At 54.5% G+C, this 20,621-nt stretch carries 16 protein-coding genes; 12 read left to right on the top strand and 4 right to left on the bottom strand.

The features are described 5' to 3' along the window. The first annotated feature begins 306 nt into the window (after nucleotides 1–306). The 6 genes from EKM95_RS03800 (at nucleotide 307) to EKM95_RS03775 (ending at nucleotide 6,265) form a co-directional block, all read left to right on the top strand. Nucleotides 307–1,065 carry a MerR family transcriptional regulator gene (locus EKM95_RS03800; protein WP_125696512.1) on the top strand — a complete coding sequence of 253 codons (759 nt, stop codon included), beginning with the start codon at nucleotides 307–309 and terminating at the stop codon, nucleotides 1,063–1,065. Between the two features lie 254 nt (nucleotides 1,066–1,319). After that, on the top strand, nucleotides 1,320–1,598 hold the full coding sequence (locus EKM95_RS03795; protein ID WP_125696511.1) for a type II toxin-antitoxin system RelB/DinJ family antitoxin: 279 nt from the start codon (nucleotides 1,320–1,322) through the stop codon (nucleotides 1,596–1,598). A gap of 286 nt (nucleotides 1,599–1,884) precedes the next feature. After that, a complete protein-coding gene (gene xerC, locus EKM95_RS03790) occupies nucleotides 1,885–2,781 on the top strand; it encodes a tyrosine recombinase XerC (protein ID WP_125696510.1) in 897 nt (298 codons plus the stop codon). Nucleotides 2,782–2,976: 195 nt separating this feature from the next. Continuing rightward, complete coding sequence (gene hslV, locus EKM95_RS03785; protein WP_125696509.1) at nucleotides 2,977–3,498, top strand: ATP-dependent protease subunit HslV; 522 nt, start codon at nucleotides 2,977–2,979, stop codon at nucleotides 3,496–3,498. Between the two features lie 12 nt (nucleotides 3,499–3,510). Next, nucleotides 3,511–4,917, top strand: a complete 1,407-nt coding sequence (gene hslU, locus EKM95_RS03780) for an ATP-dependent protease ATPase subunit HslU (protein WP_125696508.1) — start codon at nucleotides 3,511–3,513, stop codon at nucleotides 4,915–4,917. 472 nt (nucleotides 4,918–5,389) lie between these two features. Beyond that, nucleotides 5,390–6,265 (top strand): aldose 1-epimerase family protein, encoded by an 876-nt coding sequence (locus EKM95_RS03775; protein WP_125696507.1) that lies wholly within the window; start codon nucleotides 5,390–5,392, stop codon nucleotides 6,263–6,265. A 170-nt stretch (nucleotides 6,266–6,435) separates the two neighbouring features. Here the strand turns inward: EKM95_RS03775 and plsY are convergent, their stop codons facing one another. Beyond that, complete coding sequence (gene plsY / locus EKM95_RS03770) at nucleotides 6,436–7,071, bottom strand: glycerol-3-phosphate 1-O-acyltransferase PlsY (RefSeq protein WP_125696506.1); 636 nt, start codon at nucleotides 7,069–7,071, stop codon at nucleotides 6,436–6,438. 134 nt (nucleotides 7,072–7,205) lie between these two features. Between plsY and parE the strand changes: the two genes are divergently transcribed. The 6 genes from parE to EKM95_RS03740 all read left to right on the top strand — a co-directional run bounded on the left by parE (nucleotide 7,206) and on the right by EKM95_RS03740 (nucleotide 17,484). After that, nucleotides 7,206–9,215 (top strand): DNA topoisomerase IV subunit B, encoded by a 2,010-nt coding sequence (gene parE / locus EKM95_RS03765; RefSeq protein WP_125696505.1) that lies wholly within the window; start codon nucleotides 7,206–7,208, stop codon nucleotides 9,213–9,215. Nucleotides 9,216–9,221: 6 nt separating this feature from the next. Then, nucleotides 9,222–11,672 carry a DNA topoisomerase IV subunit A gene (parC, locus tag EKM95_RS03760; RefSeq protein WP_125696504.1) on the top strand — a complete coding sequence of 817 codons (2,451 nt, stop codon included), beginning with the start codon at nucleotides 9,222–9,224 and terminating at the stop codon, nucleotides 11,670–11,672. Nucleotides 11,673–12,014: 342 nt separating this feature from the next. Further along, nucleotides 12,015–14,276, top strand: coding sequence for a formate C-acetyltransferase (gene pflB / locus EKM95_RS03755; protein ID WP_125696503.1), 2,262 nt, complete (start codon nucleotides 12,015–12,017; stop codon nucleotides 14,274–14,276). Between the two features lie 306 nt (nucleotides 14,277–14,582). Further along, entirely contained in the window at nucleotides 14,583–15,416 is an 834-nt protein-coding gene (pflA, locus tag EKM95_RS03750) for a pyruvate formate-lyase-activating protein (protein ID WP_125696502.1), read from the top strand. A gap of 117 nt (nucleotides 15,417–15,533) precedes the next feature. Beyond that, a complete protein-coding gene (locus EKM95_RS03745) occupies nucleotides 15,534–16,502 on the top strand; it encodes a LysR family transcriptional regulator (RefSeq protein WP_125696501.1) in 969 nt (322 codons plus the stop codon). Between the two features lie 55 nt (nucleotides 16,503–16,557). Beyond that, a complete protein-coding gene (locus EKM95_RS03740) occupies nucleotides 16,558–17,484 on the top strand; it encodes a manganese-dependent inorganic pyrophosphatase (RefSeq protein WP_125696500.1) in 927 nt (308 codons plus the stop codon). Between the two features lie 1,129 nt (nucleotides 17,485–18,613). On the opposite strand, the gene EKM95_RS03735 is transcribed toward EKM95_RS03740, so the two are convergent. From EKM95_RS03735 to EKM95_RS03725, 3 genes are read right to left on the bottom strand one after another with little or no spacing between them, the layout of a single operon-like run. Next, nucleotides 18,614–19,363, bottom strand: coding sequence for an SAM-dependent methyltransferase (locus EKM95_RS03735; protein ID WP_164510076.1), 750 nt, complete (start codon nucleotides 19,361–19,363; stop codon nucleotides 18,614–18,616). A 41-nt stretch (nucleotides 19,364–19,404) separates the two neighbouring features. Then, nucleotides 19,405–20,247: a hypothetical protein gene (locus EKM95_RS03730; protein WP_125696499.1), complete on the bottom strand. Its 843-nt coding sequence runs from the start codon at nucleotides 20,245–20,247 to the stop codon at nucleotides 19,405–19,407. Continuing rightward, nucleotides 20,244–20,567 (bottom strand): PadR family transcriptional regulator, encoded by a 324-nt coding sequence (locus tag EKM95_RS03725; protein WP_125696498.1) that lies wholly within the window; start codon nucleotides 20,565–20,567, stop codon nucleotides 20,244–20,246. Before EKM95_RS03725 ends, EKM95_RS03730 begins: the two co-directional genes overlap by 4 nt. Nucleotides 20,568–20,621: the final 54 nt, after the last annotated feature.

The following is a 20,621-nucleotide window of genomic DNA, read 5'->3' as shown; positions in this document are numbered from 1 at the left end:
CTCGACGGCCCTCTGCTTCTCTTTTAGTGAGTACATTTAATATCATACCTGAAGTCCAACTTTTTGTCCGCACGCCCCGGGGCTGCCGTGGCATACTGATATTGACGCATTCAGCGACTTCGTGGCCGCGCACTTGTACATCCCCGTGGCCGGTTACGCAAACGGGACGGGGAAAAACACCGACGCGGCCACTTCCACAGATTATTTTCCCAGACTATTTCTCCAAATTATTGTGCCCAGATTATTTTGAAAAACCGGTTGACCCTGACGTGGCGTGAGGCCGTATGCTTGCGATGAGGTGAGAAAATGACTTACAAGATCAAGCAATTTGCGAAGCTGGCCGGGGTGTCGGAGCGGACGCTGCGGTATTACCACGAGGTTGGGCTGCTGGTGCCGCGGGTCGAGGAAAATGGTTACCGGGTCTATACCAGTGCGGATGCGGACCGGATGCAGCAGATCCTCTTTTACCGCAACTTGGAGGTGCCGCTGGGTGAGATCCGCGCGCTGCTGGATGCGCCGCGGGCCGACCAGGTGGCGGCGCTGCGGGATCAGCGGGAAAAACTCCTGGCAAAGCAGTCCCAGGTTCAGCAATTGATCGCGCAAGTCGAGGCGACCCTCAGAAACGAGGCGGAAATTATGACAGATGAAGAGAAATTCCAGGCGTTCAAGAAGGACTTGGTCGCAAAAAATGACGCGGATTATGGCGATGAGGTCGAGGCGCGTTACGGGAAAAATGCGAAACGTGAGGCCGATGCGCAGATGATGGGCTTGACGCCGGATCAGTTTGCGCGCGCCCAAGGGTTGCAAGATCAATTAGGATCGTTATTGCAGGAGGCTCTTGCCACGCAGGCGCCGGCTGACTCGCCGGTGGCCAAGCGGATCTATGCGGCGCACCGGGCGTGGTTGACGTTGATGTGGGGCAAGTATGATCCGGCGATGCACCGCGGGCTGGTCGAGATGTACTTGGAGGATTCGCGGTTTGCGGATTATTACACGAAGCTGGTTGGGGATGACCGGGCGGTGCGGGTACTGGCCGCGGCAGTTGAGGCGAATGCACAAGATTGAGGACCACGAAGCTAAACCGGATTATGACGATATGACCGTGGCCTTTGGATCTGTATCGTATGCATCGTTCCTAAGAATTGCAAAGCCAACTGAGGCTTACCAGAATACCACCATGTCCCTGGGACCACACTAGCTGGTGCTCCCGATGCAGTTATGCAGTTGGGGGCCCATCTCGTCACACCACGAAGTAACACCTGTTTTGACGATTTGGACGTCAATGCTATGCTTAGGCTAACAGACACGAGGTGAGAGTGATGGATGTTAAGGAGAAAAACACAACTGTGACAGCACAGGTCACGCCCGATATGAAGCGTCGCGCGACTCAGGTGTTTGAAAGCATGGGCTTAGACATGTCTACGGCAATCAATATGTTCTTGATTAAAGCTGTCCGCGAAAACAAACTGCCGTTTACACCTGAGGGTTCGCCACTCGAGGCGGCGGTTCAAGCGGTCAATGATGGGGACGGGATTACGTTCAACGATGTTCAAGCGGCACGGGACTATTTAAATTCTAACGATGATGACGATGACTAAGGCTGAGACAGTCGTATTCGCCCCTATGTATACATGCTAGTGAAGCGGCTGTACAAAAAGCATTAACGCCGAAAAGGTGAGCCGGACCTGGATTCTGACTTGGCAATGGCCGAGATTCAGGCTGAGTTGGACAATGGCAAATTCACTTACTAAATAATAGAAGAAACGCGTCGCCAACGCAGGGCGGCGCGTTTTTGAATTCCGCTTGTGACGCGGCTTCAGGCGATTTTTCCCCGCAACTTGAGGCCGCTTGTGGTACGCTATACTGTGGCTGGAGGTGAGCGCGGTGAAGCAAGTCAACGAGTTTTTGCAGTACTTATTGGTCGAGCGGCATTATTCGGCCGAGACAAAAAAAGCGTATGAAGAGGACATCAATGAGTTCATTGATTTTCTCAAAAATAATGGCGGCTTCAAGGGCTTCAACCACGTCGATCAGCTGGATGTGGAAACGTATCTCTCCAGTCTCAACGATCGGCAGTTGGCGCGCGCGTCGGTGTCGCGAAAATTGTCCAGTTTGCGTAGTCTATATCGGTACCTGATCAAAGTGGGTGAGGCGAAGACCGATCCGTTTGAGTTGGTCGAGACTCGCAAGACGCATGATCACCTGCCGCAATTTTTCTACGAGCCGGAGATCGCCGAGTTGTTCAAGACGGTGCAGGGCAAAACGCCGCTAGATCAGCGCAATTGCGCGCTGCTGGAGGTGCTGTATGACACAGGCGTGCGGGTGTCGGAGTGTGCGAACCTGACGCTCAGCCAGCTGGACTTTGAGCTGGAGGTCATGTTGGTGCATGGCAAGGGCAACAAGGATCGCTATGTGCCGTTTGGCGGATTGGCCGCGGACGCTTTGCGTAATTATATAGATGATGGGCGCAAGACCTTGATGGCCAAGCTCGACGAACGCCACGACAAGGTCTTCGTCAATCAGCACGGCAAGCCGATCACGTCGCGCGGCATCGAATATATTTTGGACCAGCTGTTCAAGCAGACCAGTTTGACGGGGAAAATTCATCCGCATATGTTGCGGCACAGTTTCGCCACCCACATGCTGGATCACGGCGCCGATTTGCGCAGTGTGCAGGAGCTGCTGGGCCACGCCAGCCTTTCGACGACGCAGATCTACACGCATTTGTCGACGGAGCACCTGAAGGCGGATTACATGAAGTATTTTCCAAAGCATAATTAGGATGCGGGGAAAACTCAGCCTGCGCCGCAGATCTTTGCGCGTCCTGTTTTCACACAAGCGCCCCCAGTTTTTGCGCGGCCTATTTTTCCCAAACCGCCGGCCCGCCAGATTGCTGAGGTAGGTTCGGCCAAAAGTCTGATGTGACAGGACGTCATGATTGATAGACTATTATCATCAATTAAAGGAGTTCAAACAATGACAACAATTGCAGCCGTTAGAAAAAATGGGCACACCGCCATCGCCGGCGACGGACAAGTCACGCTGGGCGAAAAGGTCATCATGAAGGGCAATGCCCAAAAGATTCGCCGCATCTATGGTGGCAAGGTCGTCATCGGGTTTGCCGGTGGGGTGGCCGATGCTATCACGCTGGAGGATTGGCTCGAGAAAAAACTCGAGACCCATGCCGGCAATCTGCGCCGCTCCGCGGTGGCGCTGGCGCAGGACTGGCGCAAGGATCCGACGCTGCAAAAATTGCAGGCGGAGCTGATCGCGCTGGATAAGGACGACCTGCTTTTGATCTCGGGTCAAGGCGAGGTCATCGAACCGGACGCCGATGTGATTGCGATCGGCTCTGGTGGCAATTATGCGCAGGCGGCCGCGATGGCGATGATTCGCCACACGCAGATGAGCGCCGAGAATATCGCAAAAGAAGCGATCGAGATCGCGTCGAACATCGATATTTTTACAAATCAAAACATCTTAGTTGAAAGCTTCTAACAGGAGGCCAATATGACTGTCAAAACCCCAAAAGAGATCGTCTCTGAACTCGACCAATATGTGATCGGGCAAGATGAGGCCAAGCGCGCTGTGGCGGTCGCGCTGTATAACCGCTACCGGCGGATGCAGCTGCCGGCGCAGATGCAACAGGACATCACGCCGAAAAACCTGCTGATGATCGGGCCCACCGGTGTTGGTAAAACAGAGATCCCGCGGCGCCTGGCGAAGGTCGTCGACGCGCCATTTGTCAAAGTTGAAGCCACGAAATTCACCGAGGTCGGCTATGTCGGCCGCGATGTCGAAAGCATGGTCCGCGACCTGGCCGACGTCGCCGTGTCGATGGAAGAAGAGCGCGCATACGCCAACGTGCACGAGCGCGCGGAACGTGAAGCCAACAAACGCCTCGTTCGCCTGTTAGTGCCGGCCATCAAGAAGGAAAAAAAGGCCAGCGCCAACCCGATGGCGGACATGATGTCGATGCTGCAGAATCTGCAAAACAACGACGCCCAGCAGCCGAAGCAAGAAGAAGGCGAGCTCAACGATTCGATTCGCAATGAGCGTCTGAACGTCGCGGAACAGATCGATGCGGGGATGCTCGAGGACCGCGAACTGACCGTGGCCGTTGAAGATGAAAAAAAGCCAAACGGGGCCGGCGACATGTACGGCCAAATGGGCATCGACTTGTCCGACATGATGGGCTCCATGATGCCGAAGAAAAAAGTCGAGCGCACCATGACCGTTCGCGAGGCCCGCGAAGTCTTCACGCGCGAGGAAGCCAGCAAGCTGGTCAATCACGCCGACATTTATCACAACGCGATCAAGTCTGCCGAAAACAACGGCATCATTTTCATCGATGAAATTGACAAGATCGCAGCCGGCAACAAAAACACCTCGGGCGAAGTGTCCCGTGAAGGCGTTCAGCGCGACATTTTGCCGATCGTCGAAGGCTCTCAGGTCTCGACCAAATACGGCCCGCTAAATACCGACCATGTGCTTTTCATCGGCTCCGGTGCGTTCGCCACCGCTAAGCCGTCCGACCTGATCGCCGAGCTGCAAGGCCGCTTCCCGATTCGCGTGGAGCTTAAGGACCTGACCCAAGATGACTTCGTGCGCATTTTGACCGAACCCGACAACGCGCTGGTCAAGCAGTACATTTCCCTGATCGGCACTGATGGCGTCAAGATCACCTTCACCAAGGAGGCCATCAACCGCATCGCCGAGATTGCCATCGCCGTTAACCGCGACACCGACAACATCGGCGCCCGCCGCCTCGCGACCATCCTGGAAAAATTGCTCGAGGACATCCTCTACGAAGGCCCAGACATGCAAATGGGGGCTATCACCATCACAGAGAAGTACGTCAACGACAAAGTGGGGAATATTGTGGATGACAAGGATCTCATGAGATTCATTCTGTAGGGTGCGAAGGCCAACATTCAAACCTGACTTTGATTATTGCGGACAGATTGCCTTGGTCAAAGTTACCTGATTGCAAGCTGCCTCTTCGCCAGCCACGAATTCGCGCACTGCACTCGCCGGGCGCCGGGTCAAGCTGGGGCGCGTGCGGCGTAGGGCCGGTGCGGCTGCGGGTCAGCCGCCGAGTCGTTGTTGGCGGTTTACCGCCTACAACGAAAGCCAGCTTTTTGACTTGCGCTCTTGGCAAGGCAAAAAGTGGCTTGGCCGCGTTCCACCCCAGCCGCACCGGACCGAAGCAGCCCGCGCCCCAGCTTGCCCCTGCGCCCCCCGCACTTAAAGCGCCGAGAATCCAAGCTTGCAAGCAAACCGCTTTCATGGTAACTTTGACAAAGCAATCTTGGCCAAATCTATGAGCTGCCGTCCGGTCAGGTGCAACTGACTGACGGCGGCTTTTTGTAAAGGAAGAAATAAACTCATGATCACGATCAAAAACGAATTCCTGACAGTGACGATCAACGCACACGGCGCCGAACTCACCTCAGTCATCGACAACCACACCGGCCGCGAGACATTGTGGCAAGCCGACCCAGCCGTTTGGGGCCGCCACGCCCCGGTCCTTTTTCCAATCGTCGGCGCGCTGAAAAATGGCGCGTACACATATGACGGTCAGACCTACAAAATGGGCCAGCACGGCTTTGCCCGCGACCATGATTTCACGGTAACGGAAGCGGACGACAAGCACGCGGTGTTCACCTTGCAGGACAGCGAGGAGACACATGCGAATTACCCATTTGCGTTTACGCTGACGCTCACATATACGCTGGAAAATAATAATATTTCCGTGCGGTATCATGTCACCAATCCCGCAGCCGATGCGCCACTGTATTTTTCCGTGGGCGGGCATCCGGGCTTCCGCATTCCGGCAACCGAGGACACGGCCTACACGGATTATTACATGGGCTTCACTCCGAGCAAGTCACATGTCACGATTCCGCTGAGCGCGGCTGGCATCGATTATGCGCACCGGACGCTGGCGGCGACGGATGTGAACCAGATGATCTCGCATGAGACGTTTAAAAATGACGCGCTGATCTTCGCGCTGAATGGAAAAACAAAATTCTCGTTGAAATCTGATAAGACGAGTCATGGCGTGTCCTTGACCACCGAGGACGCGCCATTCCTGGGTGTGTGGAGCGCGTACCCGGCGCAGGGCGATTATGTCTGCATCGAACCTTGGTGGGGCATCGCCGACACGACCGACGCAAGCGGCGAGCTGACCGAAAAACTCGGCATCAACAAGCTCGAGCCTGGCGAAGTCTTTGATCACGGCTACCAGATCACGATTTTCTAGGAAACGGCAACCGCCCAAACGCAAAATAAAACGACCGGCCACTTCATCCGAAGCAGTCGGTCGTTTATTTTGCGTATTTAATGGATGGGGCAAGTTTGCGCCGCCGGCCGAAGCGGCGCGCGCCGGCGGCAACCGGCTGCGGCCTATTTTCCCCAATCGGCAAGCAGGCACTAGTCCTTCTTGTCCTTCGCCTGTCTCCGCTTGCGCAGATACAGGCCCAGGCCAAATGGCACCATGTTCTCGTCGCCTTCGCGGATGCGCTTGAAGTTCTCGCGGTGGCGCACCATGAAGACGACCCACAGGCAGGCAGCGACGGTGGTCAGGAGCCAGTCGTGATAGACCAGGGACAGTAGCGTGATGATCGTCATGCCCAGGGTGCTGGCGACGCTGACCATGGATGTCAGGGCGACCAGCGAGAGGAAAATGGCAAAGGCAATCACGAAAAACGGTGGGTTGTACGCGAGCAGGATGCCAGCGCTGGTGGCGACCGCCTTGCCGCCTTTGAAATGGATGAAGATCGAGAAGGTATGGCCGCACACGGCAGCCAGGCCCACCAACAAGATCAGGTAATGCTGGTGGTAGCCGAAGATCACGGGCAGGCTCGCGCCCAATGTGCCTTTGAGGATGTCCATCACCAAAACGATGGTGCCACCCAGTGGGCCGAGGACGCGATACGCATTGGTGGTCCCGATGTTATGGGAGCCGGCAGTGCGGATGTCTTTTTGATAGAGTAATTGGCCGATCCACACACCGCTTGGAATCGAGCCGATGAGATAAGCGAGGATGACACTCAGGGCTAAAAGCAACAGCGCCCACTCCTTTCACAATATTGATATTGTACCATTGTTCCTATTATGGTGGCGCGGGTCGCAAAATTCGTTTCAAAAAATGCGAGTCGTGGTGTAAGGTTAAACTTAGTGAAATGCGAAGGAGTATGTGCATGGCTAACGGAACAGAACAATATAACGACGCGTCGATCCAGGTCCTTCACGGGCTGGAGGCGGTACGCAAACGCCCGGGGATGTATATCGGCTCCACCGATGGCCGCGGGCTCCATCACTTAGTCTATGAAATTGTCGATAACAGTGTCGATGAGGCGCTGGCCGGCTTTGGGGATGTGATTGCGGTCACGATCCACAAGGACAATTCGATCACGGTCAAGGACCACGGCCGCGGCATGCCAACGGGGATGCATCCATCTGGCAAGCCGACGATCGAGGTTATTTTAACGGTCCTGCATGCCGGCGGGAAATTCGATCAGAATTCTTATAAAACGTCGGGCGGCCTGCATGGGGTCGGCTCCTCAGTTGTCAACGCGCTGTCGGAGCGTTTGACGGTGCGCGTGGTCCGGGATAAAAAGGCGTTCGAGGAGACCTTCATCAATGGCGGTCACCCGGATGGCGGGCTGCAGAAATTGGGCAAGGTCAACGAACCCAATGGCACGACCATCACGTTCAAGCCAGATCCCACCATTTTTTCCACGACGACGTATTCATTTGATACGCTGGCGGAGCGGCTGCGCGAGTCGGCCTTCTTGCTGAAAAACATCAAGATCACGCTGACGGATGAGCGCAGCGGCCAGGCGGAGGAATATCATTATCCGGATGGCTTGGTCAGCTTCGTCAAATATTTAAATGAAGATCGTGATACCGTCAGTCCTGTTTTCAACTTCGAAGGCGACAAGGATGGCATCATCGTCGATTTCGCGGGCCAATACAACGACGGCTATTCGGAAAATACGATCAGCTTCGTCAACAACGTCCGCACCGGCGATGGCGGCTCGCATGAGGCGGGGATGCGCGCCGGCTTGACCCGGGCGTTCAACGATTTTGCCCGGAAAGTCAATCTCTTGAAGGACAAGGATAAGAACCTTGAAGGCGGGGATGTCCGCGAAGGGCTGGCGGCGGTGCTGTCGGTTCGCATTCCAGAGGAGATTCTTGAATTTGAAGGCCAGACCAAGGCCAAGCTCGGCACCCCGCAAGCGCGCACCGTGGTCGATGCGGTGATCTATGAAAAACTGAGCTACTGGTTAATGGAAGGCGGCGACGCGGCCCAGGAGCTGGTGCGCAAGGCGATCCGCGCCCGCGAAGCCCGGGAAGCCGCGCGCAAGGCCCGCGATGATAGTCGCAGTGGCAAGCGCAAGAAAAAGGATCAAGGGCTCTTGTCCGGCAAGTTGACGCCGGCGCAGTCCAAGGACGCCAAGAAGAACGAATTGTACTTGGTCGAAGGGGATTCCGCGGGTGGGTCGGCGAAGCAGGGCCGTGACCGGAAATTCCAGGCCATTTTGCCATTGCGCGGGAAAGTTTTAAACACGCAAAAGGCCAAGCTCTCCGATGTGATCAAAAACGAAGAGATCAACACGATGATCTACACGATCGGCGCCGGGGTCGGCACAGATTTTGACCTCAAGCAGGCAAACTACGACAAGGTCATCATCATGACGGATGCGGATACCGATGGGGCGCATATTCAGATCTTACTGCTGACATTTTTCTACCGGTACATGCGGCCGTTGATGGATGCGGGCCGGGTCTATATTGCCCTGCCGCCGCTGTACCGGCTGCAAAAAGGCAAGGCCGGCAATGTAAAGGTCGCGTATGCTTGGACCGATGAGGAGCTTGAAAAAGAGATTCAAAAGATCGGCAAGGGCTATACACTGACGCGGTTCAAAGGGCTGGGCGAAATGAACGCCGATCAGTTGTGGGAGACCACAATGAATCCGGAGACGCGGACGCTGATTCGCGTGCGGGTCGAAGATGGGCAGCTGGCGGAGCGCCGGGTCACCACCTTGATGGGTGACCGGGTCGAACCACGCCGTGAGTGGATCGAGCGGAACGTCGATTTTGATATGGACGAAGACGGCAGCATTCTTGAGACCACGACGACGGATCATTCCGACATGCAATTTGGCGCCCAAGAGATCAAGAAGCAATTGAAGAAAAAGGGGTGATCGCAAATGGCTAATCAGATTCAGGAAATGACGCTTGAGGATGTCATGGGCGAGCGCTTCGGGCGCTATTCCAAATACATCATTCAAGAGCGCGCGCTACCGGATGTGCGAGACGGCTTGAAACCCGTTCAGCGCCGAATTTTGTACGCGATGGACCTGGATGGCAACACCTACGACAAGGGGTTTCGCAAATCCGCGAAATCTGTCGGCAACGTCATGGGTAATTTTCACCCGCATGGCGATAGCTCGATCTATGAGGCGATGGTGCGCCTATCGCAGGACTGGAAGCTGCGGGCGCCCTTGATCGAAATGCACGGGAACAATGGCTCCATGGATGGCGATCCGCCTGCCGCGATGCGGTACACGGAAGCGCGCTTGTCGAAGATCTCGGGCGAATTGCTCAAGGACATCGACAAGGACACCGTCGACATGGTGCTCAACTTCGATGACACCACCCAGGAGCCGACGGTGTTGCCGGCCGCTTTTCCCAACTTATTGGTGAATGGCGCGACGGGCATCTCGGCGGGGTACGCGACGGACATTCCGCCGCATAACCTGCGCGAGGTGATCAACGCCCTGCTGTTTTTGATGAAGCACGACGACGCGACGCTTGAGCAGCTAATGCAGTTCGTGCAGGGCCCCGATTTTCCCACCGGCGGCATCATTCAAGGCCTCAGCGGGATTCGCGACGCCTACCAGACCGGCCGCGGCAAGATCGTGGTCCGAGCGCGCACCAAGATTGAGGACATGCGTGGGGGCAAGCAGCAGATCGTCGTCACGGAGCTCCCATATGAAGTGAACAAGGCCATGTTGGTCAAGAAGATCGACGAGTTGCGCCTGGCGAAAAAAGTTGACGGCATCGCCGAGGTGCGGGATGAATCCGACCGCTTTGGCTTGTCCGTCGTCATTGAGCTGAAAAAAGAGGCCAACGCGGATGGCATTTTGACCTACTTGTTCAAAAACACGGACTTGCAGATCACGTACAGTTTCAACATGGTCGCCATCGCGGATCAAAAGCCAAAACAGCTGGGGCTGCGGCCGATGCTGGAGGCGTATCTCAAGCACCGGCGCGAGGTCATCACCCGGCGCACCCAATTTGACCTGAAAAAGGCGCAGGCGCGCCAGCACATTGTCGAAGGCCTGATCAAGATGATCTCGATTCTCGATCAAGTCATCAAGACGATCCGGGCCAGCAAGGATAAAGCGGATGCCAAGGCCAATTTGGTCAAGGCGTATCAATTTTCCGTGGAACAGGCGGAAGCCATTGTGTCCCTGCAGCTGTATCGCTTGACCAACACCGACATCACGGCGCTGGAAGCCGAGGCCGCGCAACTGGCCAAGGACATTGCGCATTACAACGCGATCTTGACCAACGACAAGGTCCGCGACCAGGTCATCGAAACGGAGCTTGCGGCCATCGCCAAAACATACGGGACGGACCGGCTGTCGACGATCGAGGCGCAGATCCAGGCGCTTGAAATCGACACCACGGTCACCGTGGCTGATGAGCGCGTGATGGTGATGGTCTCCCGCGATGGCTACATGAAGCGCTCGAGCCTTCGCTCATTCCAGGCGGTCGACGCGAACGATAACGGACTGAAGGAGAACGATTTTCCGCTGTACGTTCAGGAAATGGGCACGCTCCAGCATCTGTATATTTTCACCTCCGCCGGTAATGTGATCTACCGGCCGGTACATGAGATCGCAGACGCGCGCTGGAAGGATGCCGGGGAGCATTTATCCCAGACGGTCGGCATCGATCAAAACGAGGAAGTCATCGCGGTGTTCGGCCTCGATGCGCTGGATGCCCAAGTCAACTTTGTCCTCGGTTCGTCGGACGGCTACATCAAGCAAACGGCGCTGAGCGAACTACAGCCGGGCCGCACCTACCGCAGTCGGGCGATGGTGGGGATGCACCTGAAGTCAAAGGACGCGATCGTGACCAATGCCTATATGGTGACGCCAGGCGCGGAAAAATCCGTCTTCATCGTCACAGATCATGCCTATGCCGACCATTTTGCCCTCAGTGAGGTGTCGGTCGTGGGCGCTCGGGCAGCTGGCGTGAAGTCGATGGCGCTGAAGGATGGCGCGAAGATCGTCAGCTTCATTTTGGCCGACGATCCGGACCAGACTGAGGTGGGCATTTTGACCCAACGCGGGGCGTTCAAGAAGATGAAGCTCAAGGAGATCGGCCTTTTGACCCGCGCACGCCGCGGCCTGATGGTCCTTCATGAGCTGAAAAATAGTCCGCACCGCATCGTGGCCATGCTGAAGGTCGATGCGAATACCCAGCTGGATGTGCTGACGGATAAGGACCAAAAGCTCATCGTGGATCCAAACAACTATCCGGATGGCGACCGCTATTCCAATGGCTCGTTTGTGATCGACACGGATACCCAGGGGACGCCGATCAAGGTGGCGCCAATTCAGATCTTGGCAACGCCGGATGCGGGCTGATCTGCCAAAAAGAATCTAAAATTTTTCTAATCTTGCAGGCGCATCTCGAAGCGATTCGGGGTGCGTTTTTGCGTGTCTTTGTGAAGAAACTGTATGATAGCTGTACCTGTGAAACTGTATCATACCTCTGTGGCAAAACCGCATAACGACGCGATTCGTGCAAACGGTTTCGCGAAAATAAGTTTGTGAAATGTCTAGCGAGGTTGTCGTCTAAAACCCTTTATTTGGCGCGAATTATCCCAAAAAAGTAGGAAAGAAAAGGCTTGCACAGCCTATGTGATGTGTTATACTAAGACTGTAAAATCTGTGATAAGGAAATACACTTTTTAGGAGGCTATCCAGATGAAGCAGTTAGACAAAACTGATGCTAAAAACTACTGGGAAGGTTTTAACGGTGGCGCTTGGCAGGACGAGATCAATGTCCGCGACTTTATCCAGCAGAACCTGACCCAATACGACGGCGACGAGACATTTCTCGCTGGCCCGACTGAAGCCACGACCATCCTGAACAACCAGGTCCTCAACCTGAAGAAGCAGGAACGCGAAAATGGCGGGGTACTCGATGCTGACACAAACGTTGTGGCAACGATCACCAGCCACGGCCCTGGCTATTTGAACAAGGACCTTGAAAAGATCGTAGGGATCCAGACCGACAAGCCATTCAAGCGTGCGTTCATGCCATTTGGCGGGATCCGCATGGCTGAAGATGCCCTTGAGTCTTATGGGTTCAAGCCAGATCCAGAAATGCACAAGATCTTCACCGCTTATCACAAGACCCATAACCAGGGTGTCTTCGATGTTTACACCCCAGATATGCGTGCGGCGCGTCACTACAAGATCGTCACTGGTTTGCCAGATGCTTATGCCCGTGGCCGTATCGTTGCTGACTTCCCACGGATCGCGATCTATGGGATCGACGCATTGATGGCTTCTAAGGCAAACGATTTTGCCCACATCGGCGACGGCGAAATGACCGACGATGTGATTCGCCTTCGCGAACAGGTTTCCGATCAGTATCGTGCCCTGAACGACATCAAGAAGATGGCCGCAAGCTACGGCTACGACATCTCCAAGCCTGCGACCAACGCGCAGGAAGCTGTTCAGTGGATCTACTTCGGCTACCTGGCTGCTGTGAAGACGCAAAACGGTGCTGCGATGTCTGTTGGCCGTATCGATACCACGATCGATGCCTTCATTCAGCGCGACATGAAGCGCGGCCTGATCAACGAAAGCCAAGCTCAGGAATTGATCGACCATCTGGTAATGAAGCTTCGTATGGTTCGCTTCATCCGGACGGAAGAGTACAATGACCTGTTCTCCGGCGATCCGATCTGGGCAACGCTGTCCTTGGGCGGTGTTGGCTATGATGGCCGTCATCACATCACAAAGACTGCCTTCCGCTTCCTGAAGACGCTCGACAACATGGGCGCAGCTCCTGAGCCAAACATCACCTTGCTCTGGGACGACCTTCTGCCAAAGGGCTTCAAGCGCTATGCAACGGAAGTTTCCATCAAGTCTTCCACCATCCAGTACGAAAACGACTCCTTGATGCGGACCGAATGGGGCACGGATTACTATGGCATCGCATGCTGTGTCTCCGCTCAGCCAATTCAAGACGGCGTTCAGTTCTTCGGCGCCCGCGCAAACTTGGCGAAGGCCATTCTTTACGCGATCAACGGTGGTGTTGATGAGATCGCTGAAAAGCAGGTTGGTCCTGAAACAGAACCGATCGACTCCGATGTCATCGACTACAACGAGTTCATGAAGAAGTTCGATGTTCAACTCGCATGGTTGGCTGATGTTTACGTCAACGCTTTGAACGCGATTCAGTACATGCACGACAAGTACTACTACGAATCCGCTCAGCTTGCCCTTAAGAACACCCGCCTCGATTACACCTTCGCGACTGGTATTTCCGGGTTCTCCCATGCCGTTGACTCGATCTCCGCGATCAAGTACGGCAAGGTTCACCCAATTCGCGATGAAAAGGGTGTTGCGGTCGACTTCAAGGCAGAAGACAACGACTACCCACGCTACGGCAACAACGATGATCGTGCAGACGACATTGCCAAGTGGCTGGTCAAGCACTTCTACGAAATGATGAACACCCATCACCTTTATCACAACGCCAAGCTGTCGACCTCTGTTTTGACCATTACTTCTAACGTTGTTTATGGGAAGAACACTGGTACCACCCCGAACGGCCGTCAAAAGGGCGATCCATTCTCACCTGGTGCAAACCCAGCTTACGGTGCTGAAAAGAACGGTGCGCTTGCATCCCTGATGTCCACTGCGAAGATTCCATATCACTACGCAACGGATGGTATTTCCAACACGTTCGGCGTAACGCCAAACACCCTCGGCCACGACGACGAGACCCGCAAGGACACCCTCGTTAACATGATCGACGGCTACATGGAAAACAACGGCATGCACCTGAACATCAACGTCTTCAACAAGGAGACCTTGATCGATGCTCAGAAGCACCCAGAAGAATACCCAACCCTGACGGTCCGCGTATCAGGCTACTGCGTCTACTTCGCAGACCTGACCAAGGAACAACAGGACGACGTTATCAGCCGGACATTCTTCGAAGAAATGTAGGCTGCAGGATGCGGAGCCGCGCGTTCAGGCTGGGTTCGGTAGCCTAGGTTCGTGCTTGGGGTGGTCTTCGCCCCGAGTACGAACCGTAGCTAGCGAAACCCAGTCTGCGCGGCGTAGCTCAACTATGTAAGGATGCGAAGCTGGGCGCGAGCTCAACGACGCACTCTGACCTCAAACAAGCATCACGCGAAAAGGGAGCTTAGGCTCCCTTTTTGCCCAAAGTGGGTGATCACCCCTTGGCGCGCCTGCGCGCAAAGCGTATCATCGATTTTGGGCAGAAAGCGTTTTGATAGGAGGAACAACAAGATGAAACTATACGACAGTACCGAATCACCTCTCAATGTGTTAGACGCGGTGGGTGTCATCGATGATGGACCAATTAAAGGCTACGTGCATTCTGTCGAAAGCTTCGGTTCCGTTGACGGCCCTGGTATCCGCTTTGTCGTTTTCCTGCAGGGATGCCGGATGCGCTGTCAGTATTGCCACAACCCTGACACCTGGAACATTGGGGTGGGCGATGAAATGACCGCTGATCAGATCCTCGATGATGCCATTCGCTACAAGGCATTTTGGGGCGAGCAAGGTGGCATGACGTGCAGCGGCGGGGAGTCCTTGGTGCAGCTGGACTTCTTGCTGGATCTGTTTACGAAGGCCAAGGCACGCGGCATTTCCACCTGCCTGGATACGTCAGGCCAGCCGTTTACCCGCGACGAGCCATGGTTCTCGAAGTTCGAGCAGTTGATGAAGGTCACGGATGTTTCCCTGGTTGACATCAAGCACATCAATTCCGCTGAACATAAGAAGCTGACCGGGTTTGGGAATGAAAATATTCTCGACATGATCCAGTATATGTCGGCGAATAATTGCGATATGTGGATCCGCCACGTGCTGGTGCCGCAGCGGACCGATGACGATCATTATTTGGCTGAGCTCGGCGAGTATATTAAAACGCTAAATAATGTTCAAAAAGTCGAGGTTTTGCCTTACCACACACTCGGCGTCAAGAAATACCATGAACTTGGAATCACGTACCCACTTGAGGGCATCGAACCACCGACAGCAGCCCGTGTGAAAAACGCGGAGAACCTGCTTCACACCTCCGATTACAACGATTGGAAGACATGGCGGCCGCGTCCGTAAGCGACATTTTAAGCTTAGCTTGATGATAAGAAGCAGCCATTTTCTGGTTGCTTCTTTTTTCGCCATAACTTATTATTAGAAGAGAGAATTACGAAAAAAAGGAGGAGCTCGGCTCCCATGAAAAATAAACAGGAAAGTATTTTTTCGTCCAAAACGCTGACATATTTTCTCCAGTTGGCGGAGACGATGAATTACACGCAGGCGGCGCAGCTCCTCGGCATCACCCAGCCGGCGTTGACGCAGCAAATCAAGAAGCTCGAGCGGACCGTTGGCGCACCGCTGTTTTATTCGGTCGGCAAGAAGCTGCATCTGTCCGATGCGGGGCGCACGATGCTCAGCGCGACGCATCAGATCTATGATGTGCTCAATGACGCGACGGATGAGATTCAGCAGACCACCAACGCCAATACTGGGGTGATCAAGATCGGGTTGCTGGCGTCTGTTGAAGACTCGGCTTTCACACATTTTATTTCCGAATATTATCTACATAATCCCGAGGTCAAGGTCACGTTCCTCAACATGACGCGCCACGAGATCTGGGAGCATCTTGAAAACAACGAAATCGACCTGGCGATCATGTACTTGCCGGATGACACGATCAAGAACTGGAAGCCGTATGAATCGCGCAAGATCATCGACGAACAGCTGCTGTTTTTGCATCACAGCGACAAGCTCGCGACCCGCAAGCGCGTGCATTTCCGCGATACGATCGCTAGCCCCTGGGTGACCTATCCGTCGAGTTACTTCCTCAGCCACATTTTGAAGGAAGCCTACAAGAACCAGCTGGTGGATGCGCCGCATTCCGTCGCCGAGTTCACCACGCCGTTCCAGCTGACGCAGTTCCTCAATCGCACCGGCGTCAATTCAGCGTTGCCAAACAGTTTTTACCAGGCCCATCAGGAACAGATCCACGCGTATGCGGTCGCGTTTGAGCCTGCGATTCAGTTCGAGCTCGCTTTCGTGTATCGCAAGGGCAAGGATCAGATTCCGCGCGTCGCCCAATTCCTGGAAGCGTTTGACGCCTATCTGGAAGAGGAAGATTACTTGTCGCGAGTAGCCGAAAACCGTGTTAAACTTAACGAGTAACCAAAACGGGTCCGCCGTGTTGATGGCGGGCCTTTTTATAGGGGGAAAATAAGACATGACAACTTTGATCTTTGGTCATCAAAATCCGGATACCGACGCCCTGACATCCGCACTCAGTTTTGCGGAGTATCAGCGTCAACTGGGCAACACCGACGTTGAGGCGGTCGCGCTTGGCGAACCGAACGATGAGACCAAATTCGCGCTGAACTATTTTAAGGCGCAAGCCCCACGTGTGATCGAAAAGGCCGCGCCGAACGACGTGATGCTGGTGGATCACAACGAGTTCCCGCAGTCTGTGTCTGATATCGAAGACGTTCGCATCCGCGCCGTGGTCGATCATCACCGGCTCGCCAACTTCCACACGACTTATCCGCTGTACTACCGCGGCGAACCAGTTGGCAGCACCAACTCGATCATCTTCGAGCTGTTCGAAGAAAATGAATTCACCATTCCGGCGCAACTGGCAGGCTTGATGGCCAGCGGAATCATCTCCGACACCTTGCTGTTGAAGAGCCCGACCACGACCGATCTGGAGCGCCGCGTGCTGCCTGAATTGGCGAAAATTGCCGGCATCGACCTTGAGGAATACGGTTTGGCTATGCTCAAGGCGGGCACCAATCTCGCCGCAAAGTCGGATCTGACCATTGTGGAAGGCGATGCCAAGTCCTTCACCATGGGCGGCAAGACGATTCGCATCGGCCAGGTCAATGTGGTGGACCTCAATGAAGTCTACGCTCGCCAGGCTGCGATCGAGCAGACCATGACGGACGAGCTCAGCAAGAACGGCTACGACAGCTTCCTGCTGATCGCCACCAACATCTTGGACTCCGATTCGACCGGCTTTGTGGTTGGCTCGGGCAAAGAAGAGCTCGAAAAGGCCTTCAATGGCAAGTTTGACGAAAACGGTCGCTTGGCATTGCCTGGTGTCGTTTCCCGCAAGAAGCAAGTCGTACCGCCACTTCAGGCTGTGTACGAAGGCTAATTTTCATCGTGAGGCACTGGTTTTGGTTTCGCGGTTCCGAATTTTCGGAGCTGGGTGACTGAAGCCAGTGCTTTTTCTTTTCTGAAAATAGGGAGGCGGGGTAGGGGGATACGACCCGTTTCTTGTGATCGTGGGCGGTGGGTGTTGGCTTTGGCGGCGGGCTCTGAGCTTGCTTGCTCATACTGAGATAATTTTCACCGCGGATGACGCTGGCAGAAGTTATCAATTTTGGAGCTGCAACAATGGCAGGCTCAAATTGAATCTAGGTAAGCAATCTTTGTACGCGGCTCTAAGTTGTACGCAATCTATAATTATAAAAATCGCGGAGGTCACGCTACATTGGTCCCATCAAACATCCAGCCTTAACGTTTGATCTTGTTTGAATCGAGTTTTCGCCAGACACGTCATTGTGATCGATGCAAAATGCCAGCCAGATCATCAGCAAGTTTGGACCCATTTATTGACGTCATTCTTTGGCTAAATCGCGTCTCAATTCCGGGTCACAGATCTGGCTCTGAAATACTGAAGCTGGCGGCTATTTTGTAATCGATTGATGATCGTCAATCGAGGCGCAATTGGCTGCTCAAACTGGTAGCAATCGCAGATGTCGATGCGCAGCGCGCCAAAAGAAACAAGTATTTAGAAATCGGTATCCTGAGATTCGCGCTCAGACGTCGCGTTCGTTTGATTTGATGGATAGTTGGTCATTGCCAGCAAACCAGAGCAATCTGACGGACTGACCAAAACAGACAAGGATCTGGGTGAACGCAAAAAAATCGGCAAAACAAGATCTGCTTGCTGTGTCAATTTTTACCAAGACATCCGAGTGCGATTCAATTTGATGAAGCAGCGTGTCTGCACGTATTGCAAAGATCAATCAGAACAGAACTGTGCGCGCCGCGAATTATTTTTGCGAGCTGGCGACAAGCAGCTGACAACAAAAGACGCGGATCCGCATTTGCGCTGCGAACCAGTACGTGCGCAGACCGCGTTTTTGCGGTCAATGGAGAAACAGGCCCGCCCTGTTTCGTCTTTTACAATTCTTCGCATAATATATATTATGTGAACTAATAAAAAGGCGGCAAGCGCCACCGATTTTTCACTGCTCCCCCAGCTACCTGTTTGACCCTTAAGCTGGTTTCGTTGCGATGATCATAAATCTGGATTCAAATGTCTGAAGCGGCATGCCGGCTTCAAGCAAGTCTTGCAACTGATGTAACTTTGGCATGGCACGTTCAATATCAAACTGCGGAAACTCCCACGGAATCATGGTCGCGTAATACACAATGGCGCCGACATCCGCAAACGTCATTTTTGCCATCGCGCTGTTGGCTTCGAGAATCTGCAAGCCGGCTGCCTGGAATTCTGCGGCTACCTGCAGCAACATATTTTGCGGATACGCCGGCACATATTCCTCGTCGAAAAATCGCGACAGGCCGTAATTATTGTCGCCGCCGACTTGCTGCGTGACAAACAGCGCCCCAGCTCGCATCACGCGCGCGATGTTCGTCACCGGCAGCGCGCCGTGACTGTCTGTGACAAGATCAAACGCCTCAGTTGGCACGGCTGCCAGCGTCTCATCCGAATCGGCGTACAGTGTGACGCCTGTGGGCACGATTGTCTGGCGAAGCAGCTCAATATTTGGGTCCCAGCCCTCAGTCACAGCGGTCAGCGCCGGATCATGGCGAAAGCCTTGCATCAGCTCGCCGCCGCCTGTGTCGATATCGAGCCACTGGTCAGTTGAGTGCATGTTGCTGCGAACCAGGGCTTCATACTGCCAAGGCAGCGGGTCTGTTTGCCAGCGGCCGTTCAGATGGCTGAAGTCCCAGCCGTGCATGGCGTGCCGGCTTTCCGCACGCCAATCGTCTTCTAATGTCATTTTTGCGGAGTCCTCCATGCGCGAGTATCGTTTGATCGCGCTTATCTTTCCACGTGTTTTGCGGCTTGCCGCGACCAAATGGTGTAAATAATGAGCGCGACGGCCAAAACACCGAGGATGACGGCCGTGAAGCCCTGTTTTGAGACGAAAAGCAGCTGCTGCCACAGCAGGCGCAAGATGGTGATCACCCCGATCACGAGCGCCATGAAGGCCATTGGTGTGAACAGGCGATCGCGCAAGCGCAAAATCAGCGCGCAGGCAAAGGCCGTCGCAATCCCCACCAAGGCAACGTCCCAGCCAAATGGAATGGCAATAACAAGGACGGCTGGCATCAGGAGCACCGTGGCAAGGTTGGCGCCAACATACAGGAACATCACGGCCCAGATCACGAAAAAGCCTGCAATGCGGGACTTGATCAGGCGGACCGCCGAATAGATCTGCGCGCGCATCAGTGCCAGGATTCCAAAAATCATCACAGCGTTGAGCACCGGCACCGCGAAATAGGTCAGAATATTGATCGACATCGCGCCGTTCGTCATGCCACCGCTGATCAGCATGACCAGCCAGCTGATGCCCACAATCAGCCCCAGCAATTGCCCCTTGTCGCGCGCACTTGCAGGTGGCAGTTCCTTGAGTAAGTCGTCGGCCATTTCTTTCGGATTTTTTCCAAAAAAGCTCTCAGCATCGCCGCCATCGCGCTCCGCCGCCACCAGATCCAGCATCATGGCATGTTGCTGGCGGGTCACAGCCGTCTCATCGCGCATGAATGCCCCAAGCGTCGTATATTCGCGCAACTCACTGAACCAGCTGCGGTCAGCCTCGGTGAGTTGCTTCTCCAATTCGTTCATCGCGTCGCGGTACCACTGCGCATTATGCGTCATCATTTTTCTCCCCCCATCACATGTGAGACTTGCGATTGAATCTGGTACCATTGCGCCTGGAACTCGGCGAGACTTTCCCGGCCGTGCGCCGTCAATGTGAGATAGTTGCGATCAGGCCCATCTGGGGACGGCTTGATCGTGCTGGTCACATCACCCTGTTTTTCCAGCTTCGCCAAAAGTGGATAGAGCGTGCCGCCAACGATTGAGGTGAAGCCATACTCGTGTAGCGCCTGCATCAGCTCATAGCCATAGCTTTCATGCCGCGCCAAGATCGCGAGCACGCAGCCGTCGAGTACACCCTTTAATAGTTGCGTCTGTTTCATCGAGGCCCTCCCTAGATAGTTTTACTAACTACCCGTAGTTTAGCACCGTCTCAC

Source organism: Lacticaseibacillus yichunensis (assembly GCF_003946405.1).
Lineage (GTDB): Bacteria > Bacillota > Bacilli > Lactobacillales > Lactobacillaceae > Lacticaseibacillus > Lacticaseibacillus yichunensis.
The sequence above is the reverse complement of the archived record's forward strand: the minus strand, read 5'-3'. Positions and strand labels throughout refer to the sequence as shown.

Excerpts from the sequence above, each read along its gene's own strand:
- EKM95_RS03775 (WP_125696507.1), top strand. The coding sequence starts at position 5,390 with ATGATCACGATCAAAAACGAATTCCTGACAGTGACGATCAACGCACAC.
- parC (WP_125696504.1), top strand. The coding sequence starts at position 9,222 with ATGGCTAATCAGATTCAGGAAATGACGCTTGAGGATGTCATGGGCGAG.
- EKM95_RS03795 (WP_125696511.1), top strand. The coding sequence starts at position 1,320 with ATGGATGTTAAGGAGAAAAACACAACTGTGACAGCACAGGTCACGCCC.
- pflB (WP_125696503.1), top strand. The coding sequence starts at position 12,015 with ATGAAGCAGTTAGACAAAACTGATGCTAAAAACTACTGGGAAGGTTTT.
- EKM95_RS03800 (WP_125696512.1), top strand. The coding sequence starts at position 307 with ATGACTTACAAGATCAAGCAATTTGCGAAGCTGGCCGGGGTGTCGGAG.
- EKM95_RS03725 (WP_125696498.1), bottom strand. The coding sequence starts at position 20,567 with ATGAAACAGACGCAACTATTAAAGGGTGTACTCGACGGCTGCGTGCTC.
- EKM95_RS03745 (WP_125696501.1), top strand. The coding sequence starts at position 15,534 with ATGAAAAATAAACAGGAAAGTATTTTTTCGTCCAAAACGCTGACATAT.
- hslU (WP_125696508.1), top strand. The coding sequence starts at position 3,511 with ATGACTGTCAAAACCCCAAAAGAGATCGTCTCTGAACTCGACCAATAT.
- EKM95_RS03740 (WP_125696500.1), top strand. The coding sequence starts at position 16,558 with ATGACAACTTTGATCTTTGGTCATCAAAATCCGGATACCGACGCCCTG.
- parE (WP_125696505.1), top strand. The coding sequence starts at position 7,206 with ATGGCTAACGGAACAGAACAATATAACGACGCGTCGATCCAGGTCCTT.
- pflA (WP_125696502.1), top strand. The coding sequence starts at position 14,583 with ATGAAACTATACGACAGTACCGAATCACCTCTCAATGTGTTAGACGCG.
- EKM95_RS03730 (WP_125696499.1), bottom strand. The coding sequence starts at position 20,247 with ATGATGACGCATAATGCGCAGTGGTACCGCGACGCGATGAACGAATTG.
- hslV (WP_125696509.1), top strand. The coding sequence starts at position 2,977 with ATGACAACAATTGCAGCCGTTAGAAAAAATGGGCACACCGCCATCGCC.
- EKM95_RS03735 (WP_164510076.1), bottom strand. The coding sequence starts at position 19,363 with ATGACATTAGAAGACGATTGGCGTGCGGAAAGCCGGCACGCCATGCAC.